25 protein-coding genes and 1 pseudogene are annotated in these 23,938 nt (G+C 69.5%); 12 read left to right on the top strand and 14 right to left on the bottom strand.

Annotated elements, in window-relative coordinates; all coding sequences use genetic code 11:
• The first annotated feature begins 157 nt into the window (after window positions 1–157).
• On the top strand, window positions 158–1,336 hold the full coding sequence (locus tag ABZW96_RS22590) for a DUF3089 domain-containing protein (protein WP_355077430.1): 1,179 nt from the start codon (window positions 158–160) through the stop codon (window positions 1,334–1,336).
• A gap of 109 nt (window positions 1,337–1,445) precedes the next feature.
• Here the strand turns inward: ABZW96_RS22590 and ABZW96_RS22585 are convergent, their stop codons facing one another.
• Together ABZW96_RS22585 and ABZW96_RS22580 are read right to left on the bottom strand one after the other, a co-directional pair.
• Window positions 1,446–1,838 (bottom strand): RidA family protein, encoded by a 393-nt coding sequence (locus ABZW96_RS22585; protein WP_355077678.1) that lies wholly within the window; start codon window positions 1,836–1,838, stop codon window positions 1,446–1,448.
• Window positions 1,836–2,414: pseudogene (locus ABZW96_RS22580) on the bottom strand (DinB family protein); the annotation flags it as partial. The gene ABZW96_RS22585 and the pseudogene ABZW96_RS22580, both read right to left, overlap by 3 nt.
• 63 nt (window positions 2,415–2,477) lie before the next feature.
• On the opposite strand from ABZW96_RS22580, the gene ABZW96_RS22575 reads away from it, so the two are divergent.
• Entirely contained in the window at window positions 2,478–3,479 is a 1,002-nt protein-coding gene (locus ABZW96_RS22575) for a YafY family protein (protein WP_355077428.1), read from the top strand.
• 141 nt (window positions 3,480–3,620) lie between these two features.
• On the opposite strand, the gene ABZW96_RS22570 is transcribed toward ABZW96_RS22575, so the two are convergent.
• From ABZW96_RS22570 to ABZW96_RS22555, 4 genes are all read right to left on the bottom strand, one after another.
• Window positions 3,621–4,610: a hypothetical protein gene (locus ABZW96_RS22570; protein WP_355077426.1), complete on the bottom strand. Its 990-nt coding sequence runs from the start codon at window positions 4,608–4,610 to the stop codon at window positions 3,621–3,623.
• Window positions 4,607–5,656, bottom strand: a complete 1,050-nt coding sequence (locus ABZW96_RS22565; RefSeq protein WP_355077425.1) for a 3-oxoacyl-[acyl-carrier-protein] synthase III C-terminal domain-containing protein — start codon at window positions 5,654–5,656, stop codon at window positions 4,607–4,609. The genes ABZW96_RS22570 and ABZW96_RS22565 overlap by 4 nt, the downstream gene beginning before the upstream one ends.
• 76 nt (window positions 5,657–5,732) lie before the next feature.
• Window positions 5,733–6,569 (bottom strand): SDR family oxidoreductase, encoded by an 837-nt coding sequence (locus tag ABZW96_RS22560; protein ID WP_355077423.1) that lies wholly within the window; start codon window positions 6,567–6,569, stop codon window positions 5,733–5,735.
• A 123-nt stretch (window positions 6,570–6,692) separates the two neighbouring features.
• Window positions 6,693–7,088, bottom strand: a complete 396-nt coding sequence (locus ABZW96_RS22555) for a hypothetical protein (RefSeq protein ID WP_355077422.1) — start codon at window positions 7,086–7,088, stop codon at window positions 6,693–6,695.
• A gap of 58 nt (window positions 7,089–7,146) precedes the next feature.
• Between ABZW96_RS22555 and ABZW96_RS22550 the strand changes: the two genes are divergently transcribed.
• Entirely contained in the window at window positions 7,147–7,593 is a 447-nt protein-coding gene (locus ABZW96_RS22550; RefSeq protein WP_355077420.1) for a MarR family transcriptional regulator, read from the top strand.
• A gap of 168 nt (window positions 7,594–7,761) precedes the next feature.
• Window positions 7,762–8,100 (top strand): STAS domain-containing protein, encoded by a 339-nt coding sequence (locus tag ABZW96_RS22545; protein WP_355077676.1) that lies wholly within the window; start codon window positions 7,762–7,764, stop codon window positions 8,098–8,100.
• 48 nt (window positions 8,101–8,148) lie between these two features.
• On the opposite strand, the gene ABZW96_RS22540 is transcribed toward ABZW96_RS22545, so the two are convergent.
• Window positions 8,149–9,186, bottom strand: coding sequence for an LLM class F420-dependent oxidoreductase (locus ABZW96_RS22540; protein WP_355077418.1), 1,038 nt, complete (start codon window positions 9,184–9,186; stop codon window positions 8,149–8,151).
• A gap of 148 nt (window positions 9,187–9,334) precedes the next feature.
• Between ABZW96_RS22540 and ABZW96_RS22535 the strand changes: the two genes are divergently transcribed.
• Window positions 9,335–9,994 (top strand): cyclodeaminase/cyclohydrolase family protein, encoded by a 660-nt coding sequence (locus ABZW96_RS22535; RefSeq protein ID WP_355077416.1) that lies wholly within the window; start codon window positions 9,335–9,337, stop codon window positions 9,992–9,994.
• Window positions 9,995–10,024: 30 nt separating this feature from the next.
• On the opposite strand, the gene ABZW96_RS22530 is transcribed toward ABZW96_RS22535, so the two are convergent.
• Window positions 10,025–10,927: an NADP-dependent oxidoreductase gene (locus tag ABZW96_RS22530; protein ID WP_355077414.1), complete on the bottom strand. Its 903-nt coding sequence runs from the start codon at window positions 10,925–10,927 to the stop codon at window positions 10,025–10,027.
• Between the two features lie 66 nt (window positions 10,928–10,993).
• On the opposite strand from ABZW96_RS22530, the gene ABZW96_RS22525 reads away from it, so the two are divergent.
• The 4 genes from ABZW96_RS22525 to ABZW96_RS22510 all read left to right on the top strand — a co-directional run bounded on the left by ABZW96_RS22525 (window position 10,994) and on the right by ABZW96_RS22510 (window position 14,071).
• The gene (locus ABZW96_RS22525) at window positions 10,994–11,428 is read left to right on the top strand and encodes a helix-turn-helix domain-containing protein (RefSeq protein ID WP_355077413.1); all 435 of its coding nucleotides are present in this window, start codon (window positions 10,994–10,996) and stop codon (window positions 11,426–11,428) included.
• 187 nt (window positions 11,429–11,615) lie between these two features.
• A complete protein-coding gene (locus ABZW96_RS22520) occupies window positions 11,616–12,368 on the top strand; it encodes a L,D-transpeptidase (protein ID WP_355077411.1) in 753 nt (250 codons plus the stop codon).
• Between the two features lie 54 nt (window positions 12,369–12,422).
• Window positions 12,423–13,070 (top strand): hypothetical protein, encoded by a 648-nt coding sequence (locus ABZW96_RS22515; RefSeq protein WP_355077410.1) that lies wholly within the window; start codon window positions 12,423–12,425, stop codon window positions 13,068–13,070.
• Window positions 13,071–13,336: 266 nt separating this feature from the next.
• On the top strand, window positions 13,337–14,071 hold the full coding sequence (locus ABZW96_RS22510; protein WP_355077408.1) for a hypothetical protein: 735 nt from the start codon (window positions 13,337–13,339) through the stop codon (window positions 14,069–14,071).
• A 98-nt stretch (window positions 14,072–14,169) separates the two neighbouring features.
• On the opposite strand, the gene ABZW96_RS22505 is transcribed toward ABZW96_RS22510, so the two are convergent.
• Window positions 14,170–15,015 carry a bifunctional 5,10-methylenetetrahydrofolate dehydrogenase/5,10-methenyltetrahydrofolate cyclohydrolase gene (locus tag ABZW96_RS22505; RefSeq protein WP_355077406.1) on the bottom strand — a complete coding sequence of 282 codons (846 nt, stop codon included), beginning with the start codon at window positions 15,013–15,015 and terminating at the stop codon, window positions 14,170–14,172.
• Between the two features lie 460 nt (window positions 15,016–15,475).
• Here ABZW96_RS22505 and ABZW96_RS22500 point away from each other — a divergent pair, with 460 nt between their 5' ends.
• Both ABZW96_RS22500 and ABZW96_RS22495 read left to right on the top strand, forming a co-directional pair.
• A complete protein-coding gene (locus ABZW96_RS22500; RefSeq protein WP_355077405.1) occupies window positions 15,476–16,345 on the top strand; it encodes a YdcF family protein in 870 nt (289 codons plus the stop codon).
• Between the two features lie 96 nt (window positions 16,346–16,441).
• Window positions 16,442–17,245, top strand: coding sequence for a putative protein N(5)-glutamine methyltransferase (locus tag ABZW96_RS22495; protein WP_355077403.1), 804 nt, complete (start codon window positions 16,442–16,444; stop codon window positions 17,243–17,245).
• A 37-nt stretch (window positions 17,246–17,282) separates the two neighbouring features.
• Here the strand turns inward: ABZW96_RS22495 and ABZW96_RS22490 are convergent, their stop codons facing one another.
• The gene (locus ABZW96_RS22490) at window positions 17,283–18,113 is read right to left on the bottom strand and encodes an SDR family NAD(P)-dependent oxidoreductase (protein ID WP_355077401.1); all 831 of its coding nucleotides are present in this window, start codon (window positions 18,111–18,113) and stop codon (window positions 17,283–17,285) included.
• 33 nt (window positions 18,114–18,146) lie between these two features.
• Window positions 18,147–19,718, bottom strand: a complete 1,572-nt coding sequence (locus ABZW96_RS22485; RefSeq protein WP_355077399.1) for a succinic semialdehyde dehydrogenase — start codon at window positions 19,716–19,718, stop codon at window positions 18,147–18,149.
• A gap of 144 nt (window positions 19,719–19,862) precedes the next feature.
• Between ABZW96_RS22485 and ABZW96_RS22480 the strand changes: the two genes are divergently transcribed.
• Window positions 19,863–20,546, top strand: coding sequence for a TetR/AcrR family transcriptional regulator (locus tag ABZW96_RS22480; protein ID WP_355077398.1), 684 nt, complete (start codon window positions 19,863–19,865; stop codon window positions 20,544–20,546).
• Between the two features lie 13 nt (window positions 20,547–20,559).
• Here the strand turns inward: ABZW96_RS22480 and ABZW96_RS22475 are convergent, their stop codons facing one another.
• The 3 genes from ABZW96_RS22475 to ABZW96_RS22465 all read right to left on the bottom strand — a co-directional run.
• On the bottom strand, window positions 20,560–21,477 hold the full coding sequence (locus ABZW96_RS22475) for a short-chain dehydrogenase/reductase (RefSeq protein ID WP_355077396.1): 918 nt from the start codon (window positions 21,475–21,477) through the stop codon (window positions 20,560–20,562).
• Window positions 21,474–22,946 (bottom strand): NAD(P)/FAD-dependent oxidoreductase, encoded by a 1,473-nt coding sequence (locus ABZW96_RS22470; RefSeq protein ID WP_355077394.1) that lies wholly within the window; start codon window positions 22,944–22,946, stop codon window positions 21,474–21,476. Before ABZW96_RS22470 ends, ABZW96_RS22475 begins: the two co-directional genes overlap by 4 nt.
• Before the next feature lie 38 nt (window positions 22,947–22,984).
• Window positions 22,985–23,938, bottom strand: a 954-nt coding sequence (locus ABZW96_RS22465) for a PDR/VanB family oxidoreductase (RefSeq protein ID WP_355077392.1), incomplete at its 5' end; no start/stop codon positions are given.

The following is a 23,938-nucleotide window of genomic DNA, read 5'->3' as shown; positions in this document are numbered from 1 at the left end:
CCGCCACGGCGAGCGAGATCTCCGCCGTCCGAGGTGATGCGTGCGTGAACCGACGCGTTCGCCATTAGGCTGACGCCGTCGAAGGTGACCGAACGGCCGATCCCGGTGTGGCGAGGCCGTCCTCAACGGTCGGGCGCGGAAAAGCGAGGTATGCGCTATGCGGGACAGTCGGTGGCGGCGGGTGGTCGCATCCGTCGTGTGCGGAGTCGGAGTGCTGGCGGGATCGTCGGTCGGCGCGGTGGCGGACCCGGCCGGTGACACCGGTGTCGTGTGGTTGTGCAGGCCGGATCGAGCGGACGACCCCTGCCGAGGCAGCTCGGCGACCACGGTGCGGCAGGCGGGGCAACCCGATGTGCGGGAAGACCCTACGCCTGCTGAGGATTCCGGGGTGGACTGCTTCTATGTGTATCCGACGGTGTCGTTGGAGCCCACACCCAACTCCGACACTGCGGTGACCCGAGAGGTGCGGGCGGTGGCCGAACAGCAGGCCGCCCGATTCTCCCAGGTCTGTCAGGTCTTCGCGCCGGTGTACCGGCAGCGGACCCTCACCGCGCTGGCGCGGGAACGGGCGTACTCCCCCGACGAGCGCGCCGAGATGGCGCGTATCGCGTACGAGGACGTCCTGCGCGCGTGGCGGCAGTTCCTCGCGGAGCGCGAAAGCGGAAGGCCGATCGTCCTTCTCGGGCATTCGCAGGGTGCGCGCATGCTGCGCCAACTGATCCGGGAGGAGATCGACCCGCAAAAGGCGGTGCGCGAGCGGATCCTGTCGGCGATCCTGCTGGGTGGCAATGTGGTGGTGCCGAAGAACGGTGACGTCGGCGGCGACTTCCAGCACCTTCCGCTGTGCCGCGGCGAACAGCAGACACGGTGCGTCCTGGCCTGGCAGACCTTCGGCGCGACCCCGCCCCCGGACAGCCGATTCGGCCGCAACCCGACGACCCCTGAGCCGCTGCCGCGTCCGTACGGCCCGGACTACGAGGTCGCCTGCACCAATCCGACTTCGTTGAGCGGCAACGAGTCCCGCACCGCGGCCACCGTGCTCCGCACCGGTCCCGTGCCCAGCCCACTCGCCGCCGAACTGGCGCTGCGCCACGGGCCGTCCGCCGTCGCCGCGCCGACTCCGTGGCTGGTCCCCGCCGAGAAGTACCGGCTCCAATGCGTCCGCGACGGCGACGCGACGGCGCTACTGGCGACGCCGGAACCCGGCAGCGCCGAGCTGTACGCCGTCCCGGACGCGACCTGGGGCCTGCACCTCGCGGACGTGGAGATCGCACTGGGCGATCTGGTCCGCATCGTCGCCTCCCAGATCAGCGCCGACCGCGCGGCGCACCGCTGAACGCCGGAGTCCGCGAAGCGGCCCATCTCTCCGAACCGGCCCGACCCGGTTCGGCACCCGAGACCGCGCGGCGATGCCCGACCGCACGGCGAATCGGCCACAGGCGCGGCTATTCGGGGATGGTCGCTATCGCATCGATCTCCACCAGCGCGCCGGGGCGAGCGTGTCCCGCGGTGGAGACGACCGTGATGGCGGTGCGGTGGTCGCCCCACACTTTTCGCGCCGCCGCGTATCCCGCCTGTGCGTCGGCCCCGGCGACAAGGTAGATCGTGAGTTTGACGACGTGTTCGGGACCGGTATTCGCAGACGCCAGCACGGTCAGTACGTTGCGCATGGCCTGGATGGTCTGCGCTTCCAAGCCGTCCAGCAGTTCTCCCGTGCTGTCGGTGCCGAGCTGACCGCCGACATAGACCGTCTGGGCAGCGGGCGCGATCACGCCCTGTGTGAAGGCCGGGTTGTGATGCAGTTCTTCGGGGTCGAGGTGGGTCGTCTTCGTGATCATGGGTTTCCTGACAGCCTCGGAGTGCGTATAGAGGTCGCGGATCAGGCAGACCTCGGACAGGTGGTGGATCAGCTCACGGTGGATGTGCAGCACCAGATCGGCCATGGGCGCCTCGGGGAAGGGCTCGTTCGGGCCGATCGGGACCCGGAGTCCGGCGTCGCCGAGACCACGCACTCCGGTCAGCCAGACGTCGAGCTGGGCTTCGAGCTGGTCGAGCGCCGTGGCCGCGTCGCCCGCGTATTCCCATGTTTCGTACGCGGCCGCCGGCGCGCCGAAATGGGTCGCGTTGCGCGCGGCGAGCACGCCGACGATGACGTGACCGAGCCGCCAGGCGATCGTGGTGAACGGCGCGGGGACCGGATTCGGGAAGGCGTAGTCGATCGTGAAGTCCCCGGCCCCCGCCTGCACGGGCGCCGTCGAACTGCCGCGCGGTCGCACGCTCCAGGCGTCCGGTACCGGAGACCAGAAGTACTCGTCGTCGGTGAGACCGTGGAGCCGGTCGCGTAGCTGATCGTTCCAGTGGGCTTCCCACTGCTCGCGCAGTGTCCTGTTCCAGTCGAGTGCGTCTGCGTTCATGCCGCCCACCCTGGCACCCCTAGCGGACAGAATCGGTCCGCTATTTCTGGCAGGCTGAGCGACATGGAAGCGGCGAGCGGTACCGAGCGGGGCACGACCGAGCGGGTGCTGACCCTGCTCGGACTGCTGCAGCAACGCCAGGTCTGGACCGCGCGCGAGCTCGCGGAGCGGCTGGGCGTCACGCCGCGCACGGTACGGCGCGATGTCGAGCGCCTGCGTACGCTCGGCTATCCGGTGCACGCCTGTCACGGCGTCGGCGGCGGCTATCAGCTCGGCCGGGGACAGGAGCTGCCGCCGCTGCTGCTCGACGACGAGGAAGCGATCGTCACCGCGGTCTCGCTCCTCGGCGGCGCGGGCGCCGCGGTCGCGGGCGCCGGGGATGTCGCGCTCCGGGCGCTGGCCAAACTCGACCGGGTGCTGCCCACCCGTTTGCGGCACGAAGTGCAGGCACTCTCCGGCTCGGTGGAGTCCTTCGGCGGAGGTCACCCGCCGGTCGACCCCGACGTGCTGATGACGCTGGCCAGAGCCTGCCGCGACGAGGTCGAGGCCGGTTTCGACTATCCCGCCGGAGACCGGGTGCGCCGGCGGCGGGTCGAGCCCTACCGCTTGGTCGCCTCCGACCGGCGCTGGTACCTGCTGGCCTTCGACCTCGATCGTGCGGACTGGCGCAGCTTCCGTGTCGACCGGATGACCGAGGTGGCCGCGCGGACGTGGCGCTTCCGACCACGCGCGGCGCCCGAGGCGGCGGCCTACGTGCAGGAAGGCGTGGCGAACCGGGTCTACCCACTGCGGGCCCGATTCCTCGTGCACGCCTCCGCCGACACGGTGCGCGCGCAGATTCCGGCGTCGGCGGCCGTCGTACGGCCGTGCGGCAGCGGGCGTTGCGAGGTCCGCAGCGGAGCCGACCACAGCCTGGACTTCGTGCTCATGCATGTGCTGTTGCTGGGGCACGACTTCGAGATACTCGACCCGCCCGAGCTCGCGCACCGCGCCCGCACGCTGGCCGAGAAACTGCTGTCGGCTGGAGTGACGGCCGCACCGACGCACCGCATGGCGGATTCGTGAGCCCGTCGCGGCCCACGAGCGTCGCGAGCCTCGGATGTAGCGGTTCGCGCCCTCGCGTCCACGGCATGGACACCCGCGCATCGGATGCGACCGTCGCCCACGCTCGAACGCTGCTCGGCGCGGCACCCGCTCATGTGCGTCCTACTGCCGAGCGACTACAACCGGCTCGGTACCGGAGCCGGTCGGTGTCCCGGCCTGCGCGGTTCCACCGCCCGATTCGCCGCACGTGGGCGACGCCGACCGCGGTCTGTAGGTCAGACAGGCTGCCGATGCTCCGTCCACTGCCAGGAAGACCACTATGCGCGCGGTGTCGAGCAGGCCCGTTTCCCGCGCATGGAGGTAGGCGTGTACCGGCCCCGCGGTGTAGGGATCTCCGATCGAGGCGTCGAAACCGACGACCGACCGCGACGGAATGGCGAGCGCGCCGGCCAAGCGGACGCGGAAGTCGGCGGCCTGGTCGGGCGCCAGCAGCAGCGCGTGTCCTTCGGCGAAGTGGCGGCCGTCGAGCCCTTCGGAGTCCAGACAGGCACGCACCACCTCGGCCGCCGAATCCACCCGGTCCTCCGCACCGGTACGAACGCGGATCGCGCTGCGACCGTCGGCGCCGACATCGTTCAGCGGCACCCAGGCGATGGGGCCGACCGGGCCGGTGGTGTCGCGCGTGTGCAGCCGCCCGAATCCTCCTGTGGCAGGCGAGGTTCCGAGCAACAGGGCGGCGCCGCTGGCGCTGTAGGGGAAATCGGCGACGTGGCGCTCGGTCGAGGGGTGGGTGTCGCCCGCGACGAGCAACGCGTACCGAACCGTGCCGGTGGCGAGGAAGGTGTCGGCGGTCGCGATGGCGTGCAGCAGGCCGCAGGCCCCGTGCATCAGGTCGAAGGACAGAACCGGGACGCGCCCGGCCGCATACGTGAGCCCGAGGCCGATCCGCTTCTGGATGAGGGCCGACACCGCCGGCTCGGAGATATTGCTGTCCCGGAAGACGCCCCCGTTGATCAGCATCCCGATCTCGTGCAGGCCGACCTCCGAGCGCTCGACGCAGGCCAGTGCCGCGCGAGTGGCCAGTTCGAGGTAGCTGCCGGTGTCGAGGTCGCGGTTCGTCGCGGCCGAGACGATCGTCGTCGCCATGCTCATGCCGCCAAACGCGAGATGGTCGCGGCGAGATACCCGGAGACGATGCCCGATGCCGCGGGGATCATCAGAATCTTGGATCCCTTCGGAACCTTCTGTTGTGCGAGATGCTCGTGCAGGACCAGGAAGTGAGAGGTCGAAGCGGTATTGCCGTAGTCGTGCAGCACGTTGAGGGCCTGCGGCATCGGCGTGCCGAAATGCCGTTCGGTCAGGTCCGAGATGTACTCGATGGCCGGCGCGCTGAATTGATGATGGATCCAGTAGTCGTATTTCTCGCTCTCCCAGGTGCGTCCGGTCTCGGCGAGGAAGTCGGCCATACGGTCGATGCCCTGCCGATACCGGGCTTCGTTCTGCATGGCGCGGTTGTCGGTGTACATCGCGATGCCGCCGGTGCGGTCGCTGGGCATTCCGATGCAGTGCTCGGCGCCGTCGGCCGCGGTCATCAGCTCGACATAGTGCAGTTCGTCCTCGTCGTCGCCCCGGTCGTCGAGCACAACCGCGACCGCGGCGTCACCGACCGTCAACGCCGCGAATTGCGGGTCGTAGGGGCGGCTGATCTCGCGCAGCGCCGTCTCGGCGATCGGCGTGATCTGCTCGCCGCTGACCACCAGGCCGTTGCGCACCGCACCGGCCTTGATCATGCGATCGAGCACCATCACTCCGGTGATCATCCCGGCGCAGGCATTGGAGACATCGAAGTGCCGAGCCGCGTTCGCGCCGATCGCATTGCCGAGCATGAGCGCGAAAGACGGTGCGTAGCAGAAGATTCCCGCGCCGCGAGTACGCGTGATGGAGGCCGAGATGACGACGTCCAATTCGTCGGCGCGATACCCGGAATGCCACAGACAGTCCTCGATCGCGTGCAACGCCAGCTCGAAGGACGATTCGTACCGGTCCGGATCCGAGTCGTAGACACGACGATTCTTGATCCCGGTGATGCGCTCCAGGTCCAGCGACCGCGGCACGGCCAGCTCGGCGATCAGATCCTCGGTGGAGCGGACAGTCGTCGGCGTGTACGCGCCGATCGACTCGAAACGAGTACGGATCATGCTCCCCTGCCTTCCGCTTCAGTCGGCGTCGATTGTCGTGTTGCTCAGCGATAACGGTGTCGCTGGTCGTGTGCGCCTACCCGGTGAGTCCGACCAGAGCGGCGCTGACTTCACACAACTGCTGCCCGAGTGCGTCGTCCTGCGCGAGGCGGGACGGCGCCTTGACGCGGTTGTTCTGGAAGTAGCAGCCGCTGACCGCGGCGACTTCCGGGTCGGCGGCCAGGTAGGTCAGCGCTCGTCCTCCTTCCGCGGCGGAGATCATGAACAATCGCTTGGCGAGCGCCACGAAGGGTTGCCCGAACCACGGCATCGAATCCCAGATCCCGGTTGCCACCGCACCGGGGTGAAAGGCGTTGACCGTTACGCCGGTTCCCTCCAGACGCCGCGCCAGCGCCCGGGCGTACAGGACGTTCGCCAGCTTGGACCGGCTGTATGCCCTTTCTCCCGAATAACTCTCCCGGAACTCCAGATCGGCGAAATCCATGGTGGCGCCGAATTGCATGACCGACGAGGTGAACACGATGCGCGACGGGGCGCTGCGCACCATCAGATCCGTCAGCAGTTCGGTGAGCAGGAAACCACCGAGATGGTTGACGGCGAACGTGGCCTCGATGCCGTCCACGGTCTCGCTCCTGGCCTTGTGGTAGCCACCTGCGTTGTTGGCCAGCACATCCAGCCGGTCGTAGGCGGACGAAACCTCCTTCGCCAGCTGACGGACCGACGACTGCGACGCGAAATCGCACTCCAGCGTGTCGACTCCCGCCGCCCCCGCGCCTCGGACCAGCTTCGCCGCGGCGGAGAGCTTCTCCGGATTCCGCCCCACCAACACGAGCCGATTCCCTTGCGCCGCCAGCTGCTGAGCCGACTCCAGCCCGATACCCGATGTCGCCCCCGTGATCAGGATTGTCTGCACAGCCGACCACCCTGCCACAGAAGTTTCCTCGGAGATTGCTGACACGAGCCATCCGAACCGAGATTTCCGTCGTCGCCGACCTCGGCTTCGCCGAGCATGTCCGACTCACGCCGAAGTCTCGGCTCAGGCTGCGGCTGTGGCGAAGCGGCTCCTGCGGAGAACCAAATGCCCCGCGGTGGCGAGGTGAACGAGCGCGAGCGCGCTTCCGCCTGCCATCATGCCCGGAATTCCCTGCGCGGCGCCGATGGCGACGTCACCGAGCTGTACCGCGCCCGACACGGTGAGCAGCGGTAGGAGTGCCCTCTTGCGGCGGCCGGCCAGGCTGAACAGCAGTGCGGCACCCAGCGGGATCGCCCGGGCCGCGTACGCCTGGGCATACAGATCGATCCCGGGCGAGTCCGCGCCGATCGAGATCGCGGCGGTCGGATCGACCAGTGCCGCGACGCTGAATGCCACGGCGGTGGCCGCGCCGATCGCATTGACAACGACCGCGGTTCGATTGAGCTTCTCGTCCTGCATCTTTCACTCCAAAAATCATTCAGACCGTGACTGATTTAGGTTCAGTATTATGCTCGCCATGAAGAACGTCAAGGCGGAAAAGCTGCCGGAGACCCTCAGCTTCCGGCTCGGACTGCTGGGCGCGTTCCTGACCGACCGCTTCAGCGCCGATGTGTCGGGTCTCGAGCTCAAGCCGAAGCATGCCGGGATGTTGAATGTGTTGGCGGCCAACGGACCGACATCGCAGATGGAGATGGCACAGCTACTGCGCGTCGCGCCGAGTCTGGTCGTCGCGCTGGCCGACCACCTCGAGTCCCTCGGGGCCATCGAACGGTTGCGAGACCCGAAGGATCGCCGCCGTCAGAATCTGAACCTGACCCCGCACGGCCGCGCACTACTGCGCAAATGCCTCGACGCCGCGCGGGCGATCGACGCCGAGACCACCACGGATCTCACCGCCGCCGAGCGTGCCGACCTGCATCGCATCCTCGGCACGATCGCCGATCGGCTGGGGCTGCCCAGCTGATGGCGTGCGAGCGAGCGCTGCGACCGTAGCCGTCGCCTCGGCAGGCCGATCGGCGGAACGGGGTATGGTTAGCTCTATGAACACCCAAAGGTTGCGAATCCGCCGCGATTTGTGTGTTGTGAAGTTGTGACCAACACTTCCGGAGACGCGTACCCCCTCGCGGACACGATGACCACCACGGTCGCGGCCCACGACGGCGCCACGGTGCTGACGGTGGCCGGCGAGGTCGATCTCGCGACGGCGCCCGCACTGGAGAATGCGATCGATGCCATTCTCAGCGGCAAGCCCGCGGCCCTGATCATCGACCTCACCGCGGTCAGCTTCCTCGCCTCGGCGGGCATGGCGACGCTCGTCGCGGCCCACCAGCGCGCCGGCTCGACCACCGCGATCGCCGTCGTCGCCGAGGGCCCGGCGACCAGTCGGCAACTGAAGATGACCAGCCTGGATCAGGTCTTCGCGCTGCATTCGACGTTGGACGCCGCGCTGGCGGCGCTCCGGCAGAGATGACGCGTGCCGCTGCCGCCGTCGCACCCGTCGACGGCGGCAGCGCCTTGCTCAGACCAGTTCGCGCAGCTGTTCGATCAGCTTGACGCGCTCGGCGGCGGTGGCCGCCATCGGAACGACGTTCAGGACCGTCACGCCGGCTTCCTTGAAGGCCGCGACCCGCTCCTTGACGTATCCGGCCGAGCCGACCAGGGAGATGTCCCGGACCAGCTGGTCCGGGACCGCCTTCGTCGCGGCCTCCTTCTCCCCCGCCAGGTACAGCTCCTGGATGCGGTCGGCCTCGGCGCCGTAGCCGTACTTGGTGGCCAGGGTGTGGTAGAAGTTCTTGCCCTTGGCGCCCATGCCGCCGATGTAGAGCGCCAGATGCGGCTTCACGAACTGCAGCAGCGGTTCGACGTTGTCCCCGATGGCCAGGGCCGGACCCGCGTACACGTCCAGGTCGCCCAAGGCGGGGTCGCGCTTGGCCAGACCCGCGGTGAGCGAGTCCGCCCACACATCCTTCGCCTTCTCCGGCAGGAAGAAGATCGGCTGCCAGCCCTCGGCGATCTCGGCGGCCAGTTCCACGTTCTTCGGCCCGAGCGCGGCCAGCAGCACCGGAATGCGCTCACGCACCGGGTGGTTGATCAGCTTGAGCGGCTTGCCGAGACCGGTGCCCCGTTCGGCGGGCAGCGGGATCTGGTAGTACTTGCCCTGGTATTCCAGCCGCTCGCGCCGCCAGACCTTCCGGCAGATCTCGACCAGTTCCCTGGTCCGGCCGATCGGCGCGTCATAGGGCACGCCGTGGAAGCCCTCGATCACCTGCGGACCCGACGCGCCCAGCCCGAGCACGTACCGTCCGTCGGAGACGAAGTCCAGGCCCGCCGCGGTCATGGCGGTCAGGCTCGGGGTACGCGTGTAGAGCTGCAGGATGCCGGAGGCCAACTGCAGGCGCGTGGTCTTCGCGGCCAGATAACCGAGCGCGCTCACCGCGTCGAACGAGTACGCCTCGGGCACGAACACGATGTCCAGGCCCGCCCGCTCGAGGTCGGCGACTTCGGCCGCCGCCTCTTTGAAGCCCCCCGAGTAGTTGATGCTCAATCCGATGCGCATGGCACTCAACATAACGGCGGGTACGCTCGGGCCGCGCACCGGCCACAGGGGAAGGCCCGGCAAGGCGTGGTCACGACCGTACGACCGGCGGCACGGGGTAGCGTCTACTCGTAGACCATCCTCGCCGTAAACGAAAGGCAACACCCTCGTGTCGCAGACCAGCTCGTCGTCCACGGAAACTGCGCCGTCCTTCGGCGGGGCCGCCCTGGCGCAGTACCTGAGCGATCTGGCCGCCAAGATTCCCGCACCGGGCGGCGGCGCGGTGGCCGCGCTGCACGCCGCGCAGGCCGCCGCGCTCGTCGCGATGGTCGCGCGCTACACCACCCGCGCCAAGGACGCCGAGAACCGGCCGGTGGTCGATCGGATCATCGAGGCCGCCGACGCGGCCCGCGAGCGCGCTCTCGCGCTGGCCGACGCCGACGCCGCCGCGTTCACGGCTGTCGGCGCCGCCTACAAGCTGCCCAAGGACACCCCGGAGGATCTCGCCGCCCGCACCGCGGCGATCAACGACGCGCTGATCGAGGCCGCCCGCGTGCCCGCCGCCGTCGTCGACGAGGCGGACGAGGTGCTGTCGCTGGCGGCGGAGCTGTTCCCGATCGGGAATCCGAACGTCGTCACCGACATCGGCGCGGCCGCCGACGCCTGCCGCGCCGCCGCGACCTCCTCGCAGCTCAACATCGAGATCAACGTGGCGTCGCTGCCCGCCGCCGAGGGCGACCGGTTCGCCGCGGTCCTGGTGCGGATCGACGAGCTCACCGCGCGGGCGGACGCCCTGCACGCCGACGTCGTGCACGCCGTTCGCCGCTGACTCGCTCGCGCGGGCCGCGGCCCGGCCCCGTCAGGCGGGCGGGTTCCAAGCGACCAGCACGATCTTGCCGCGCACCCGTCCGGACTCGCTGAGTTCGTGCGCCTTCGCGGCATCCGCGAGCGGTAGCACTTGGTCGATGGTCGCGCGCAGATGACCGCGCTCGACCATCGTGGTGATCTCGCGCAGCGATACCCCGGACGGTTCGACATAGAACCGCTCGTAACGCGGATCGGCTTCCGCATCCGAACCCTGCGTGTCGATCAATCTGCCGTCGGGCCGGAGCACCGGGACCGAGCGAGAACCGTACGCTCCACCGACCAGGTCGAGCACGACGTCGACGTCGCGCACCGCGGCGCCGAAATCGACCGCAGTGTAGTCGATCACCTCGTCGGCGCCGAGTCCGCGCAGGTATTCGTGGTTGACCGCGCGTGCGGTGCCGATCACGTAGGCGCCCCGGTGCCGGGCTATCTGCACCGCCAGATGCCCGACGCCTCCCGCGGCGGCGTGCACCAGCAGGCGTTGTCCCGCTCCGAGCGCGGCCAGCGCCTGCCACGCGGTCAGCGCCGCCGTCGGCAGTGCCGCGGCGTGCACCAGGTCGAGGTTCCTCGGCTTCGGCGCCAGGGCGTGCGCTTGCGCCACAACGTATTCCGCGTTCGCGCCGCCGAAGACCATGCCGTACACCGGATCACCGACCGCGAACCGGTCCACACCGGGTCCGAGTTCGGCCACGACACCCGACACGTCGAGCCCCAGCGTCAGCGGTGGATCGCCGAGCCTCCCGACCAGTCCGGCGCGCACCTTCCAGTCGGCGGCGTTGACGCTGGTCGCGGCGACCCGCACCAGCACCTCCCCCGGACCTGGCCGCGGCCGATCCACCTCGACCACTTGGAGCACTTCCGGGCCACCGAACGCGTATTGCGTGATTGCGAGCATGCACCGATTCTGGCCACCCGTGGTACCTTTCGGAAAGAAGGCACCTTCTTGATACCGAGGTACCCAATGGATACTGTCCGTGACCGGCCCGCGGCAGGCAGCCTGGTCGACAACTACTTGCACCACTGCCCCGCACGAGAAGTGCTGACCGTGCTCGCCGACAAATGGGTGATGCTCGTGCTCGGCGTGCTGCGGGGCCACGGCGGGCCGATCCGCTTCAACGAGCTGCGCCGCCGCCTGGACGGCATCACCCAGAAGATGCTCACCCGCACGCTGCGCGCCCTGGAGCGCGAGGGGCTGGTGCACCGCGCGGTCTACCCCACGGTGCCGCCCCGCGTGGAGTACTCGCTCACCGAACTCGGCGCGAGCATCGGCGCGATCACGCATGCCATGGGCATCTGGGCCGTCGAGCACCAGGACCGAATACTCACCGCCCGAGCGGATTTCGACGCGCGAGCGGCGGCCGCGCCGGAACCGCTGCCCGTCGGCGGCGCGCGCTGACCCTAGCCGGAGCCCTGGTACCGGTACGTGTGCCCGTTTCGACGCGACCCCGCGGGGTAAGCGCTCAGTGGTGGGCGTGTCCCCGGATCACAACTGGACCACGGACCAAGTTCTATCCGTGGCCGAGTTGATCATGGGGGCTTAGACTGTCTCTTGCCTACCACACCAGCTCGAAGGGGTGGACGCCATGAGGAGCGCCATTCGGTACCTGTTCCTCGCGACCGTGATCGTGGCACTGGCCGCGTTCGGGTCGGGCGCGGCGACAGCGACGATGATCGGAAAGCCGTCGACGCCCGCGGTGGCGGCGATCGGACCCTCGAACGGCCAGGTGGTGGGCGTGGCCCAGCCCGTGACCGTTCGTTTCGCCGCACCTGTCGCGAATCGCGCGCAGACGGAACAATCCATCGACATCAGAACGACCCGGCCACTGCCGGGCACATTCGCGTGGACCGACGATCGCGAAGTGACGTGGACGCCCACCGGGTTCCTGCCCGCCGGTTCGAACATCCTCGTCTCGGTCGGCGGCGTGCGCACGGAATTCACCACCAACGCAGGCGTTTTCGGCGAAGCGAATATGTCGGCGCACACGTTCACGCTCACCGTCGGCGGCACCGTCGTCCGGACGATGCCCGCCTCGATGGGCAAGCCCGGATACGAAACGCCCACCGGCACATGGCCGGTTCTGGAGAAATTCCGGTCCGTCGTGTTCGACTCCCGCACCATCGGCATTCCGCTGAGTTCGCCGGAGGGCTACATCATCAACGGCGAGTTCGCCGAACGGCTCACGTGGGGCGGTGTTTTCATCCACTCGGCTCCGTGGTCGGTGGACCAGCAAGGTTACTCGAACGTCAGCCACGGCTGCATCAACCTCGCTCCCGACGACGCCGAATGGGTCTATCACACGATCGGCGTCGGCGACCCGGTCGTCACGCATTGGTGAACGGCGCCCTCCTCCGAGTAGCGTTCGGAAGACGTACCCGAGGGAGGGCCACCGTTGCGCGAGTTTCCGATCCCGCCGCCTCGTGACACGAAAGAAGCCGATTTCCAAGATCTTTGGGGCCCGTGGGCATTCGTCACGCCGGGCGATGTCGGCGAGATACTCGGCGACATCGACGCTCCCTGGTGGATCGCGGGAGGCTGGGCGATCGACGCCTGTACCGGCACCCGGCGGCGGCACAGCGACGTGGACGTGGCGATGTTCCGTGCCGATCTGCCCGCCCTGCGCACCGCCGCGCGCGGCCGCCTGCACATCTGGTCGGCGGGCCCGGACGGCATCCGCCCCGTCGACGAGCGCTGCCCTGACGTAGCCGAGAGCGCCGATCAGGTGTGGCTGCGCGCGAACGCTCGATCCCCGTGGCTGATCGACCTTCTGCTGAATCCGGGACAGGACGGGGCATGGGTCAACCGGCGCGATCGCTCCATGGTCGCACCGCTCGACGAGGTGACCTGGATCGCCGACGACGGCATCCGATACCTCAACCCGGAGCTGGTGCTGATCTTCAAGGCCAAGCAGCGCAGGCCGAAAGACCGCGTGGATCTCCAGCGGACCTGGCCGGAGCTGAGCGCCGCACAGCGCGCGGTGGTGCGGACCTACGTGACCGACCACTATCCCGAGCACGAATGGCTGGATCTACTGCGGTAGTACCGCTTCCCGAAATGTCTCTCGGGCAACGGCGCTCGCACTCTCGGCGCCGCGAAACGGCGTCGTGCGACTCGGTGGCGGTCGGCGCGAATCAGCGAGCCGGGCGGGGACGGCGCGGCACACGTGCGCCGGATCGACGTACCGGGCGGTACCCTCCGAGGGGCGGGACGGCTCAATTGTGAACGCGGCAGGGCGTTCCCGGCTCGGGACGATGCGGTTAATCTGACGGGGACCTGATGAAGGGTGGGGCGATGGATCGACCGGAGATGAGCGCACGACCCGGATACGACCGGGGGCATCCCTACAGCGCCGAGCGGCCGGTACAGGCGCCGTCCGGCGAGGACTACCGCGGCGAGTGGGCCGCGTGGGTGGATCGGCCGCCCGTGCCGCCGTCCGAACCCGCGCAGCCGCCGGAACCCGAACCGGAGCTGTACGAGGACCAATTCGCCGGGCTGATCGACCGCTCGCCCGCGCCGCGTTCACGGCGATGGGTGGTGCCACTGCTCGGCATACTCGGTATCGCCGCGCTGGCCCTCGTGGCCTATGTGCTGGTCGGGACCGGCGGCCCCGATCGGCAGGCCGCCGCACCGGTTCCGTCCGCGCAGGCCACCACGCCCGCCGCACCGACCGCGCAGTGCCCCGCCGAGCGGGTGGGCAACCGGATCCAGGGCAACGGCGTCGGCGGATTCGACTCCGGTCCCGCGGTGATCTTCGCTTTTCAGCACGCCTATTACGTGGACCGGTCCGGCGAGCAGGTCCGCGCCACCACCACCGCGGACGCCGCCGTACAAGCAGCCGACGCCATCCAGCGCGGCATCGACAGCATTCCGACGGGCACCACCCACTGTGTCGCGATCAGTCCCGGCGCCTTCGCGGGCCAGTACATCGTGGTGATCACCGAGCACCGCCCAGGACAGCAACCGGTGACCTACAATCCGCAGATCGTCACCACCACCAAGGACGGCGAGCGCACTCTCATCAGCGCCATCGCCCGCGGTTAGGCGTACCTCCGCCTTCGCTCCGGCCATGCGCGAGCTGAGGACGGACTACGTCCGACCGCACCCATTAGGCAGCTCTCCGCAGGCGCGAGAGCGCCCGGTCAGTCGGATTCGGCGGCGGTGACCACGTGGCGCATGAGGAGGGCTGTGGTGACCGGGCCCACGCCACCGGGGACGGGACTGAGCCCGGCGGCCTTGCCGCGTACCGAGTCCGCGTCGACATCGCCGACGATCTTGCCGTCGGGGGACTCGTTGGTGCCGACGTCGATGACCACCGCGCCCTCCCGGACGTGCTTGCCGGAGATCAGGCCGATGCGGCCCGCCGCGGCGACGACGATGTCGGCGGCGGCGGTGACGGCGGCGAGGTCGGCGGTGCGGGAATGGCACACCGTGACGGTCGCGTCCTTCGCCAGCAGCAGCTGAGCGAGCGGCTTCCCGACGACGTTCGACCGGCCGACGACCGCGACGTGGCGGCCTGCCAGCGGGATCTGGTGGTGCTCGAGCAGTTCGACCACGGCCTCGGAGGTGGCGGGGACGAAGCCGTCCAGCCCGGCCGCCAGCAGGCCCAGCGACAACGGGCTGACGCCGTCGACGTCCTTGGACGCGACGATCGCGGAACTCACGTCGTCGAGGGTGACGCCCTTCGGGAGGGGGGTCTGCAGCATGATCGCGTCGGTCGCCGGATCCGCACCGCGCGCGGCGAGCTCGGCACGGATCTCCGCCGCACCGGCCGCTGCACCCAGATCGACCGTGTCGCAAGCGATTCCGAGTCGCTCGGCCGCTTTGCGAAGTGAGTTCACATACCAGGCGCTCGCGGGGTCGTCGTTCGCAACGACCAGAGCAAGACGCGGAGCGGCGCCGCCTTCGGTGCGCGCGGCGGCGCGGGCCTTGGTGTCGGCGTTGATGGCGGCGGCGAGTTCCTTGCCGGACAGCGAAACGGTATCCACGTTGACACAGCCTAACGGGCGCGGCCTGACGAATCCCTCCCGCGCCCACGTCGAGTTGAGCTAATGGAAGGCAATCGAACGCCGAACCGCGGGCGGACGCTCGGCGAACCGAACGAAGACCGTTCGACACGCCGGAAGGCACTCGTCCACCATCGGCCGCCAGGGTCGAGCGGAGCGACACGGACGAGCATTGCCATGGCAGCCCGCCTTGCGCCGAACTGAACGTCTTCTTGGTACCGAGCGAAGATCGAAACGTGCCGACTCGGCATCGAAAATCGCCGACAGCGGATTTCGCGACCTGTCGTTCCGCCGAGCACACATAGCCGTGACGACGGCGCATGACCCGTTCGCCAATTGCCGGATCGCCGGGAACTTCGGCCGTATGGTAATTCCTGCTTGCCCCAGCTAACTGCTAGCACGTGCCAACCCGTTCCGCAGCGGAAAGGTGACGACTGTAGTGATGATCTCGAGGCATTGGAAATCTCTCGTCGCGGCGTCGTTCGCCGCGTTCTCGCTCACCGGGCTCGCCGGTGTCCCCGCGCACGCCGCGCCGGAAACGGACGCCCTCTACAACTCCGCCCAGCGGCACTTCGCCAACGGCGACGACAACGCGGGCCGCGCCGACCTGCGCAATCTGATCGGCGCCGACCCCGCCGACGCCGAAGCACTGGCCCTGCAGGCGATCTGGTCGGACTACGCCGGTGACCTGCCCGCGCTGGTGGACGCCATGGCCCGGCTGCACGCGGTCGATCCGGGCTTGGCACAGGGCACCGACAACGTGCTCGGCGCCATCCGCGCCGCCGTGGGCACCCTGCCGAACCCGCTGCCCGCGCTGGCGGGGCCGCAGACCGGCATCGTCGTGCTCGGCTACGGCCTGCTCCCGGACGGGGCGCTGCGTCCCGAACTGGTGAACCGGCTCACCGCGGCCTGGTTGCAGTCGATCGCCGCGCCGTTGTCGCCGATCGTCCTCACCGGCGGCAATCCGCAGAACGGCATCACCGAGGCCGAGGCCATGCGCGACTGGCTGGTCACCCACGGCGTGCCGCCCACGCGCGTCCACGTGGAGAGCCGCGCGGGCTCGACCGTGCAGAACGCCCTGTTCAGCACGAGGCTGCTGCGGGACGTGGGCGCGACGAGCGCGATCGTGGTCACCTCGCCCAATCACATCCGCCGCGCCGTGGCGGATTTCATCGTCGCGGGCACCAGGGTCGTCGGCGCGACGACCTCGCTCGAACAGCTGGTCTCGCAGCTGCCGCCGCCGGGCCGAGCGGGCCAGCGCGGCATCTACCTCGACGCCACCCGCACCTTCCAGCTCGACACGGCACGCTGACTCCGGGCAGATCGGGACCCGCGTCCGAAACGCCGGTCCCGATCGCCCGGGGAAATCCGTTGGCGGCGTCACGCGTGCGCGCGGCAGGATGGCCCGGTGACGTCAGCGGGAAGTACCGACGTGGTGGCTCGGCTCCGGGCGGCGGGCTGCGTGTTCGCCGAGGACGAGGCGCGGTTGCTCACGGCCGCCGCCGCAGAGACCGGTGTGCCCCTCGAATCGCTGGTCGCCCGGCGCGTCACCGGCAGTCCGCTCGAGCACCTGCTCGGCTGGGCGGAGTTCCACGGACTGCGGGTCGCGGTGTCGCCCGGCGTCTTCGTGCCACGGCAGCGCACCGCGTTCCTCGTCGATCTCGCGGTCGAGTTGATCCGCGACCGCACCGGCCATCCGGTGGTGGTCGATCTGTGCTGTGGCTCAGGCGCCCTCGGCCTCGCTGCGGCGCGGGCCGCCGCCGACGCGGGCCGCGCGATCACGCTGGCCGCCGCCGACATCGATCCGGTCGCGGTCGCGTGCGCCCGCCGCAACCTCACCCCGCTCGGCGCCCCGGTCTACGAAGGGGACCTCTTCGAGCCCTTGCCGGAGGAATTGCGCGGCTGCGTCGACGTCCTGCTCTGCAACACCCCCTACGTCCCCTCGGAGATGATCGCGCGGATGCCGCCGGAGGCACGCGATCACGAGCCGCGCACCGCCCTCGACGGCGGCCCGGACGGATTGGATGTCTTCCGCCGGGTCGCGGCCGATGCTGCCGAGTGGCTGGCCCCGGGCGGACACCTGCTCGTGGAGTCCAGCGAGGACCAAGCGCCGATCGCGCTCGACGTGCTGGCCGAGCACGGCCTCGCCGGGCGCGTCGCGGAGTCGGACGAGCACTACGCGACCGTGGTCATCGGCACCCGCCCCCGGTGACGAGGGCGCACCGCCCGGCTCCGACCCGGACGCCGCGCTACTTGTTGCGGCCGGTGAACTGGTCCATCGAGTGGTAGACGCCGACCGTGTCGAGGAACAGGTCGCGCAGCTTGATCGGCAGCAGGCCGGAGAGCGCCTTGTTCAAGCGTGAGGTCCATGGCAGTACGAGCAGCGGGGTGCCGTTCTTCATCTCCCGCCACGAGGTATCGACCACCTTCTGCTGGTCCAGGATCGGCGTGAACAGGAATCCCTTGGCGCCCTCGAACATTCCGGTGTTGATGTAGGTCGGGCAGACCGTGGTGATCTTCACGTGGTCGTGGCCGGCCTGTTCCAGCTCGATCCGCACGGAGTCCGACCAGCCCAGCGCCGCCCACTTGGACGCGGCGTAGACGCTCATGCGCGGGTTGGACACCAGGCCCGCCGAGGAAGCGATGGTCAGCACTCGCGCCTCGGTGGATCCGGCGACCATCGCGGGCAGGAATTCGAGCGTGACGTGCATCGGTCCGAGCGAGTTGATCGCCATCGTCTTGTCGATGTCGGCGCGGTTGTCGGTTTCCCAGAAGTAGCTGTTGCCGCGCACGATGCCCGCGTTGTTGACCAGGATGTCGATGCCGCCGACCTGCTCGCGCACGCTTGCCGCCGCCTCGGTGATCGACTCGGCCGAGGCCACGTCGACCACGTGATGATGCACGGCGCTGCCGCGGCCGGTCAGCTCGGCGGCGGTCTCCTTCAGCGCGGCCTCGTTGATGTCCCACAGCACCACCGCCGCGGCGCCTTCGCGCACCGCACGCTCGGCGAACAGCTTGCCGAGGCCCATCGCGGCCCCCGTGACCAGGACCCTCTTGCCCGCCACCGTGTCCAGTTTCATCCGTACCGCTTCCTGATCCGTGAGTCCTGCGAGTTACTTCTGCCGAAGCGATTTCATGACGCCGAAGTACAGCGTCATGGTCTTGGCCCAGAGCGCTTCGGACATGCCGGGCAGCGGCGCGATGGGCAGCACCCGCTGCACCGCGATGGTCTGGGTGTCGATGTACTTGAGCAGGCCTTCGGGACCGTGCCTGCGCCCCGTGCCGGAGATGCCGAGCCCACCCGATGGCGCGTCGGCGCTGCCCCACGCGGCGATGAAGCCCTCGTTGACGTTCACCGAGCCCGCGTTGATCCGCGCCGCCACCGCACGACCGCGGGCGGTGTCCTTGGTCCACACGCTGGCGTTGAGGCCGTAGGCGGTGTCATTGGCCTGCGCAACGGCATCGTCGTCGCTGCTCACACGGTAGATCGAGACCACGGGGCCGAAGGTCTCCTCGCGATGCACCGTCATGCCCGGCCGCACGCCCGCCAGCACCGTGGGCTCGTAGAAGTACGGGCCGAGGTCCGGGCGCGCGCGACCGCCCGCCAGCACCGTGGCGCCCTTGGCCACCGCGTCGTTCACGTGCGCCAGCACCGTGTCCAGCTGACGCTGGAAGGTCAGCGAACCCATGTCGCTGTCGTAGTTCAGCCCGCCGCCGAGTTCGATGGCCTCGACGTGCCCGACGAATTCGGCGACGAAGCGGTCATAGACGCTGTCGTGTACGTAGATCCGTTCCATCGACTCGCACAGCTGCCCGGCCGAGGCGAAGCAGGCGCGGATGGCGATCTTGGCGGCACGGGAGACGTCCGCGTCGGCGAGCACCAGCAGCGGGTTCTTGCCACCCAGTTCGAGGGAGTAGCCGATCAGCCGCTCGCCCGCCTGCTGGGCGATGGTGCGCCCGGTGGCGCTGGAGCCGGTGTAGTCGACGTAGTCGGCGCGGGCGATCACGTCGCCGCCGATCACCGAACCGCGGCCGAGCACCGCCTGCCAGAGCCCACGCGGCAGTCCGGCGCGCACGGCGGCATCGATGGCCCACAACGCGGTCAGCGCGGTCTGGTTGTCCGGGCGCGCCACCACCGCGTTGCCCGCGACGAGGGCGGGCAGCGCGTCGGAGACCGCCAGGGCCAGCGGGTAGTTCCACGGCGAGATCACCGCCACCACGCCCTTGGGCCGGTGCAGCACGTCGACCTGGGTGAGCACGGGAAGCACTCCGCGCGGCTTGCGGGTGGCCAGCAGCCGGCCGGCCACCGAGGCGTAGTACCTGGCGTTCACGGCCACGTCGCCGACCTCGTCGAACGCGTGCGCCCGTGCCTTGCCGGTCTCGGTCTGCACGATGTCCAGGATGGTGTCCTGCTCGGCCAGCACGATGTCGTGGAACCGGCGCAGCACCGCGACCCTTTCCCGCACCGGACGCCGCGCCCACTGGCGCTGCGCTTCGCGGGCGGTGGCGAACGCGGTCTCGATATCGGCGGTGGAGGACTGCGGCAGGTCGATGATCTTCGCGCCGGTCGCGGGCGCGAATACTTCGACCGCGGGGGCGCCGCCCGCGACGGCGTGCGCGAGCAACGGCCGCACCAGCGCGGAGGGCAGCGCGTCGGCGGTGACCGGGTGGGAGGCGGTGGTCATGTTCGGCCCTCTCGAGGACGGTGGGCCGCGTGCGCGCCCTATTAAATGAACAGTGGTGTTAGATTAATGTCTATGTCACTGCTCGTGTCAAGCTGTTCGTCGTGGCGCACAGGTATCCCGGAGGCCGCTTTGTGAGGTGGCACCATGCCCGCTGAGTCGACGGCCGCGCGGCGCGGCAGACCGCCGCAGACTCCGGAACAGGCCGAAGAGGTGCGTGCGCGGATCGTGCTGGCCACAGCGGAAGTGTTCACCCGCGGCGGTTCCCGCGGGCTGAGCGTCGCGCAGATCATCGAGCAGGCCGGGTTGGCACGGCCGACCTTCTACCGCTACTTCGCCAACGCGAACGAACCCCTGCTCGCGGTGCTCGACAGTTCCAACGACGGGTTGGTCGGCGGCATCCGCACGGCGCTGACGGGCACCGACGAGCCGGTCGAGCTGGGCATCCGATTGATCGACGCCTACCTGGACTGGGCGCGCGGGCACGGCCCCATGCTGCGGCCGCTGTTCGCCGAGCTGCACGATCCGGGCTCGCCGGTGTCGGTATACCGGGAGCGCGCGCTCGACGACATCCGCGCACTGGTACGCGAGACGTTCGCCGGGCTGGGCCGTCCGGTGCCGAGCCCGCTGGACCTGGACGCCGCGCTGCACCTGTGCGAGTACGTCGTCTACCGGATCTCCGCCGGTACCGCACCCGGCGCCGAGCCGGACGCGGACACCGTCGCGGCGGCACGCCTGACCATGATCCGGGTGCTGCTCACGACGCTCGGCACGCGAGCCGATGTGGAATACGCGCTGACGCTGCCCACGATCTTCCCCGCCGAGCCATAGCCCGGCCCGCGCGTCAGCGCGGAACCGGGGTGACGGGGCGGCTGTCGAGGACGCGCTGCTCGACCCGGTGGATCAGGTCGTGCACGCGCGGGTCCCGGGCCAGCCTGCTGTCCAGCACCACGTTGATCGCACCGCGGAACAACGCGTAGGGCTCCCACTGTGGCGGCGCGATGGTGCGCGCGGCGCGACGGGCGATGCCGTCGGCGATGGATTCCGCCGCGTCGCGCACGGTGATGCGCAGGTTGAGCGGCCACGGCAGCAACGCGCCCAGATCGGCGCCCAGATCGTCTTCATCGAGGGTGCCGTGGGTCATCGCGGTGTCGACGATGCCGAAGTACGCCACGCCCGCGGTCGCGCCGACCGCGGCCAGCTCCACCCGCAGCGCCCGCCCGAACTGCTCGACGGCGGCCTTGCTGACCATGTAGGGCGAACCGGCCATGCCCGGCGCGAACGCCGCGGCGGAGGAGACCACCACCACGTGCCCTTTCGCGGCGACGATGTCGTCCAGCGCCGGATGCACAGTGTTGAACACGCCGGTCACGTTGATGCCGATGACCCGATCGAAGTCGCCGGGATTCATCGTCCGGATGGTCGCGGGCTCGGGCACCACGCCCGCGTTGGCCACCACGACATCGATCCGTCCGAACCGCTCGCGCACCCGGGAGATGGCTTCGCGCATCCCGATTCGATCGGAGACGTCCGCGCGCACGACCAGCGCCCGCTCCCCCATCGAGCGCCCGACGGCCGCGGCGGTGGCCTCGTCGATGTCGATCAGCGCCACCGAAGCGCCAGAGGCGTAGAGCTTTTCGGCCAGTGCCCGGCCGATGCCGGTGCCCGCGCCGGTGATCACCACCACCCGGTCGCGGACATCCAGGTGCTCGGCAGGCGGGGAGAGAAGCTGACGCAGCAGGTCGACGACCACGGCGCTCACCCCACCCGCAGCCGGTAGGACTCGTGATCGAAACGACTTGTGCGCCTGCGATACTCGAAGCTCCAGTTCGGGTACAGCCCCGCGTTGCCGCCGTCGGCGGTCTGGTAGTAGCTGCGGCAACCGCCGGTCAGCCAAGCGGTGTCGCGACTGCGCTCGGTCACCTCGTCGAGGAAGGCACGCTGCACCTCCTCGCGCACATCGATCCGCTGGATGTTCTGCGCACGCATGGTGGTCACGGCATCGACGATATAGCGCACCTGCGCCTCGATCATATAGATGGCGGACTGATTGCCCGCCGCCCCGAACGGACCCAGCGTGCAGAAGAAGTTCGGGAACCCGGCCATGGTCGTGCCGAGGTAACTGCTCGGCCGCTCCCGGTACCGCTCACCGATGGAGCGCCCGCCGATTCCGTGCACCCGATCGAAAACGGCGGGGGGAACACCGAATCCGGTACCCCAGATGATCGTGTCCACAGGGTGCTCCGCGCCGTCGGCGGTGACGATCGACCCGGCGCGGATCTCTCGGATGCCCTCGGTCACCACCTCGACGTTCGGTTGGGTCAGCGCCGGATAGTAGGCGTCGGAGAAGATCGCACGTTTGCATCCGATCACATAGTCAGGGGTGAGTTTGCGGCGCAGCTCGGGATCGCGCACCTGACGCAGCAGCTGGAGTCTGCCGAGCGCCTCGTACGGATGGCGGAATCGCTTGTCCACGAAGCCGACCAGACCGAACCCTTCGATGCCGGTGTAGTACAGGCCGCGCAGCGCGCGGCCGAGCGCGGGCACCCGGCGCAGCAGCGCGCGTTCGGCGGGCAGCGTGCGGCGATCCAACCGCGACACGATCCACGGCGCCGAACGCTGGAACACGGTCAACTCGCCCACCAGCGGTTGGATCTCGGGGATGAATTGGACGGCCGACGCGCCCGTGCCGATCACCGCGACGCGCTCGCCGGTGAGATCGTGCTCGTGGTCCCAGTGCAGTGAATGGAATTGCGCCCCTTCGAAGGTCTCCGCGCCCGGCAGCCGCGGGATCCGCGCCTCGCTGAACGGCCCGACGGCGGAGACCAGTACGTCCGCGGTCAGATCGCCGCGATCGGTGCGCAGCCGCCACCGCGTGCCTGCTTCGTCCCAGCGCGCCTCGAGCAGTTCGACGCCGAACCGCATGTGGCGCACCACGTCGTGGCGCGTCGCGACCGAGCGGAGGTAGGCGAGGATCTCCGGCTGCGTCCCGTAGGTGCGCGACCAATTCGGATTGGGCGCGAAGGAGTACGAATACAGATGCGAAGGCACGTCGCAGGCACAGCCCGGATAGGTGTTCGCGCGCCAGGTGCCACCGAGATCGTCGGCGCGCTCGAGCAGCACGAAATCCTCGATACCCGCCTCGCGCAGCGCGACCGCCAGACCGATTCCGGCTATCCCGGCTCCGATCACCGCGATCGGGACGTGCTCCGGATGCGCAGCCACTGTCATGTCCTCCTCCCACCCGCGGGCGACGTTGCCCGCCGAGCTCACAGATCCAGTTCGAGTTCGCCGCCGTGCGCGCGAGAGACGCAGGTCAGCATCGCCTCGGCGCGCTCGGACTCGAGCAGCGACCGGTCCCGGTGTTCCACCGCGCCCGCGAGCACCCGGGTCTTGCAGGTGCCACAGAAACCCTGCCCGCAGGAGTAGGCCACGCCGGGCAGCACGCGGCGGATCGCGCTGAGCGCGGACTCGTCGGCGGCGACCTCCACGTCGAACCCGCTGCGACGCAACCTGATCCGGAACGGCTCCCCGTCCCGCACAGGCAGCGGCGAGAACCGCTCGGTGTGCAGCGAGGCCGAGGGATCGTGCAGCGCGAGCACCCCGCGCGCGGCCTCGGCCAGCGGCGGCGGCCCGCAGACGTAGACCGCGGCGCCGGGCGGCGTCTGCTCGAAGATCATCCGCGCGTCGGGTACGCCGAACTCGTCGTCCGGCCGCACCACCACGTCACCGCCGGTGTAGCGGGCCAGGTCGTACAGGAACGGCATGCGCGTCCTGGAGCGGCCCAGGTACATCAACCGCCACGGCACCCCGGCATGCTCGGCCGCGGCGACCATGGGCAGGATCGGCGTGATCCCGATGCCGCCCGCGACGAACAGATAACACGGCGCGGCGACGAAGGGGAACGCGTTGCGCGGCCCGCGCACGCCCAGGCGGTCACCCACCCGCAGATCCCGATGGATCTCCGCGGAGCCGCCCTCGCCGTCGGCGATGAAACGGACCGCGATGCGGTAGAACCCGCGGTCGGCGGGGTCGTTGGTGAGCGAATACTGCCGCTGGCGACCGGAGGGCAGGAAGACATCCAGATGCGCGCCGGGCGTCCACGCGGGCAGCGGGCCGCCCTCGGGGTGGCGCAGCCACAAGCTCACCACACCGTCGGCCTCCTGGCCGATCCGGTCGACGACCACCTCGAATTCGTAGCCGGTGCGGCGGACCGGATCCGG

This window comes from Nocardia sp. NPDC004168 (assembly GCF_040610355.1).
In the GTDB taxonomy this organism is placed as follows: Bacteria; Actinomycetota; Actinomycetes; order Mycobacteriales; family Mycobacteriaceae; genus Nocardia; species Nocardia sichangensis.
Note: the sequence above shows the minus strand (reverse complement) of the source record. Positions and strands in the feature narration are given on the sequence as shown.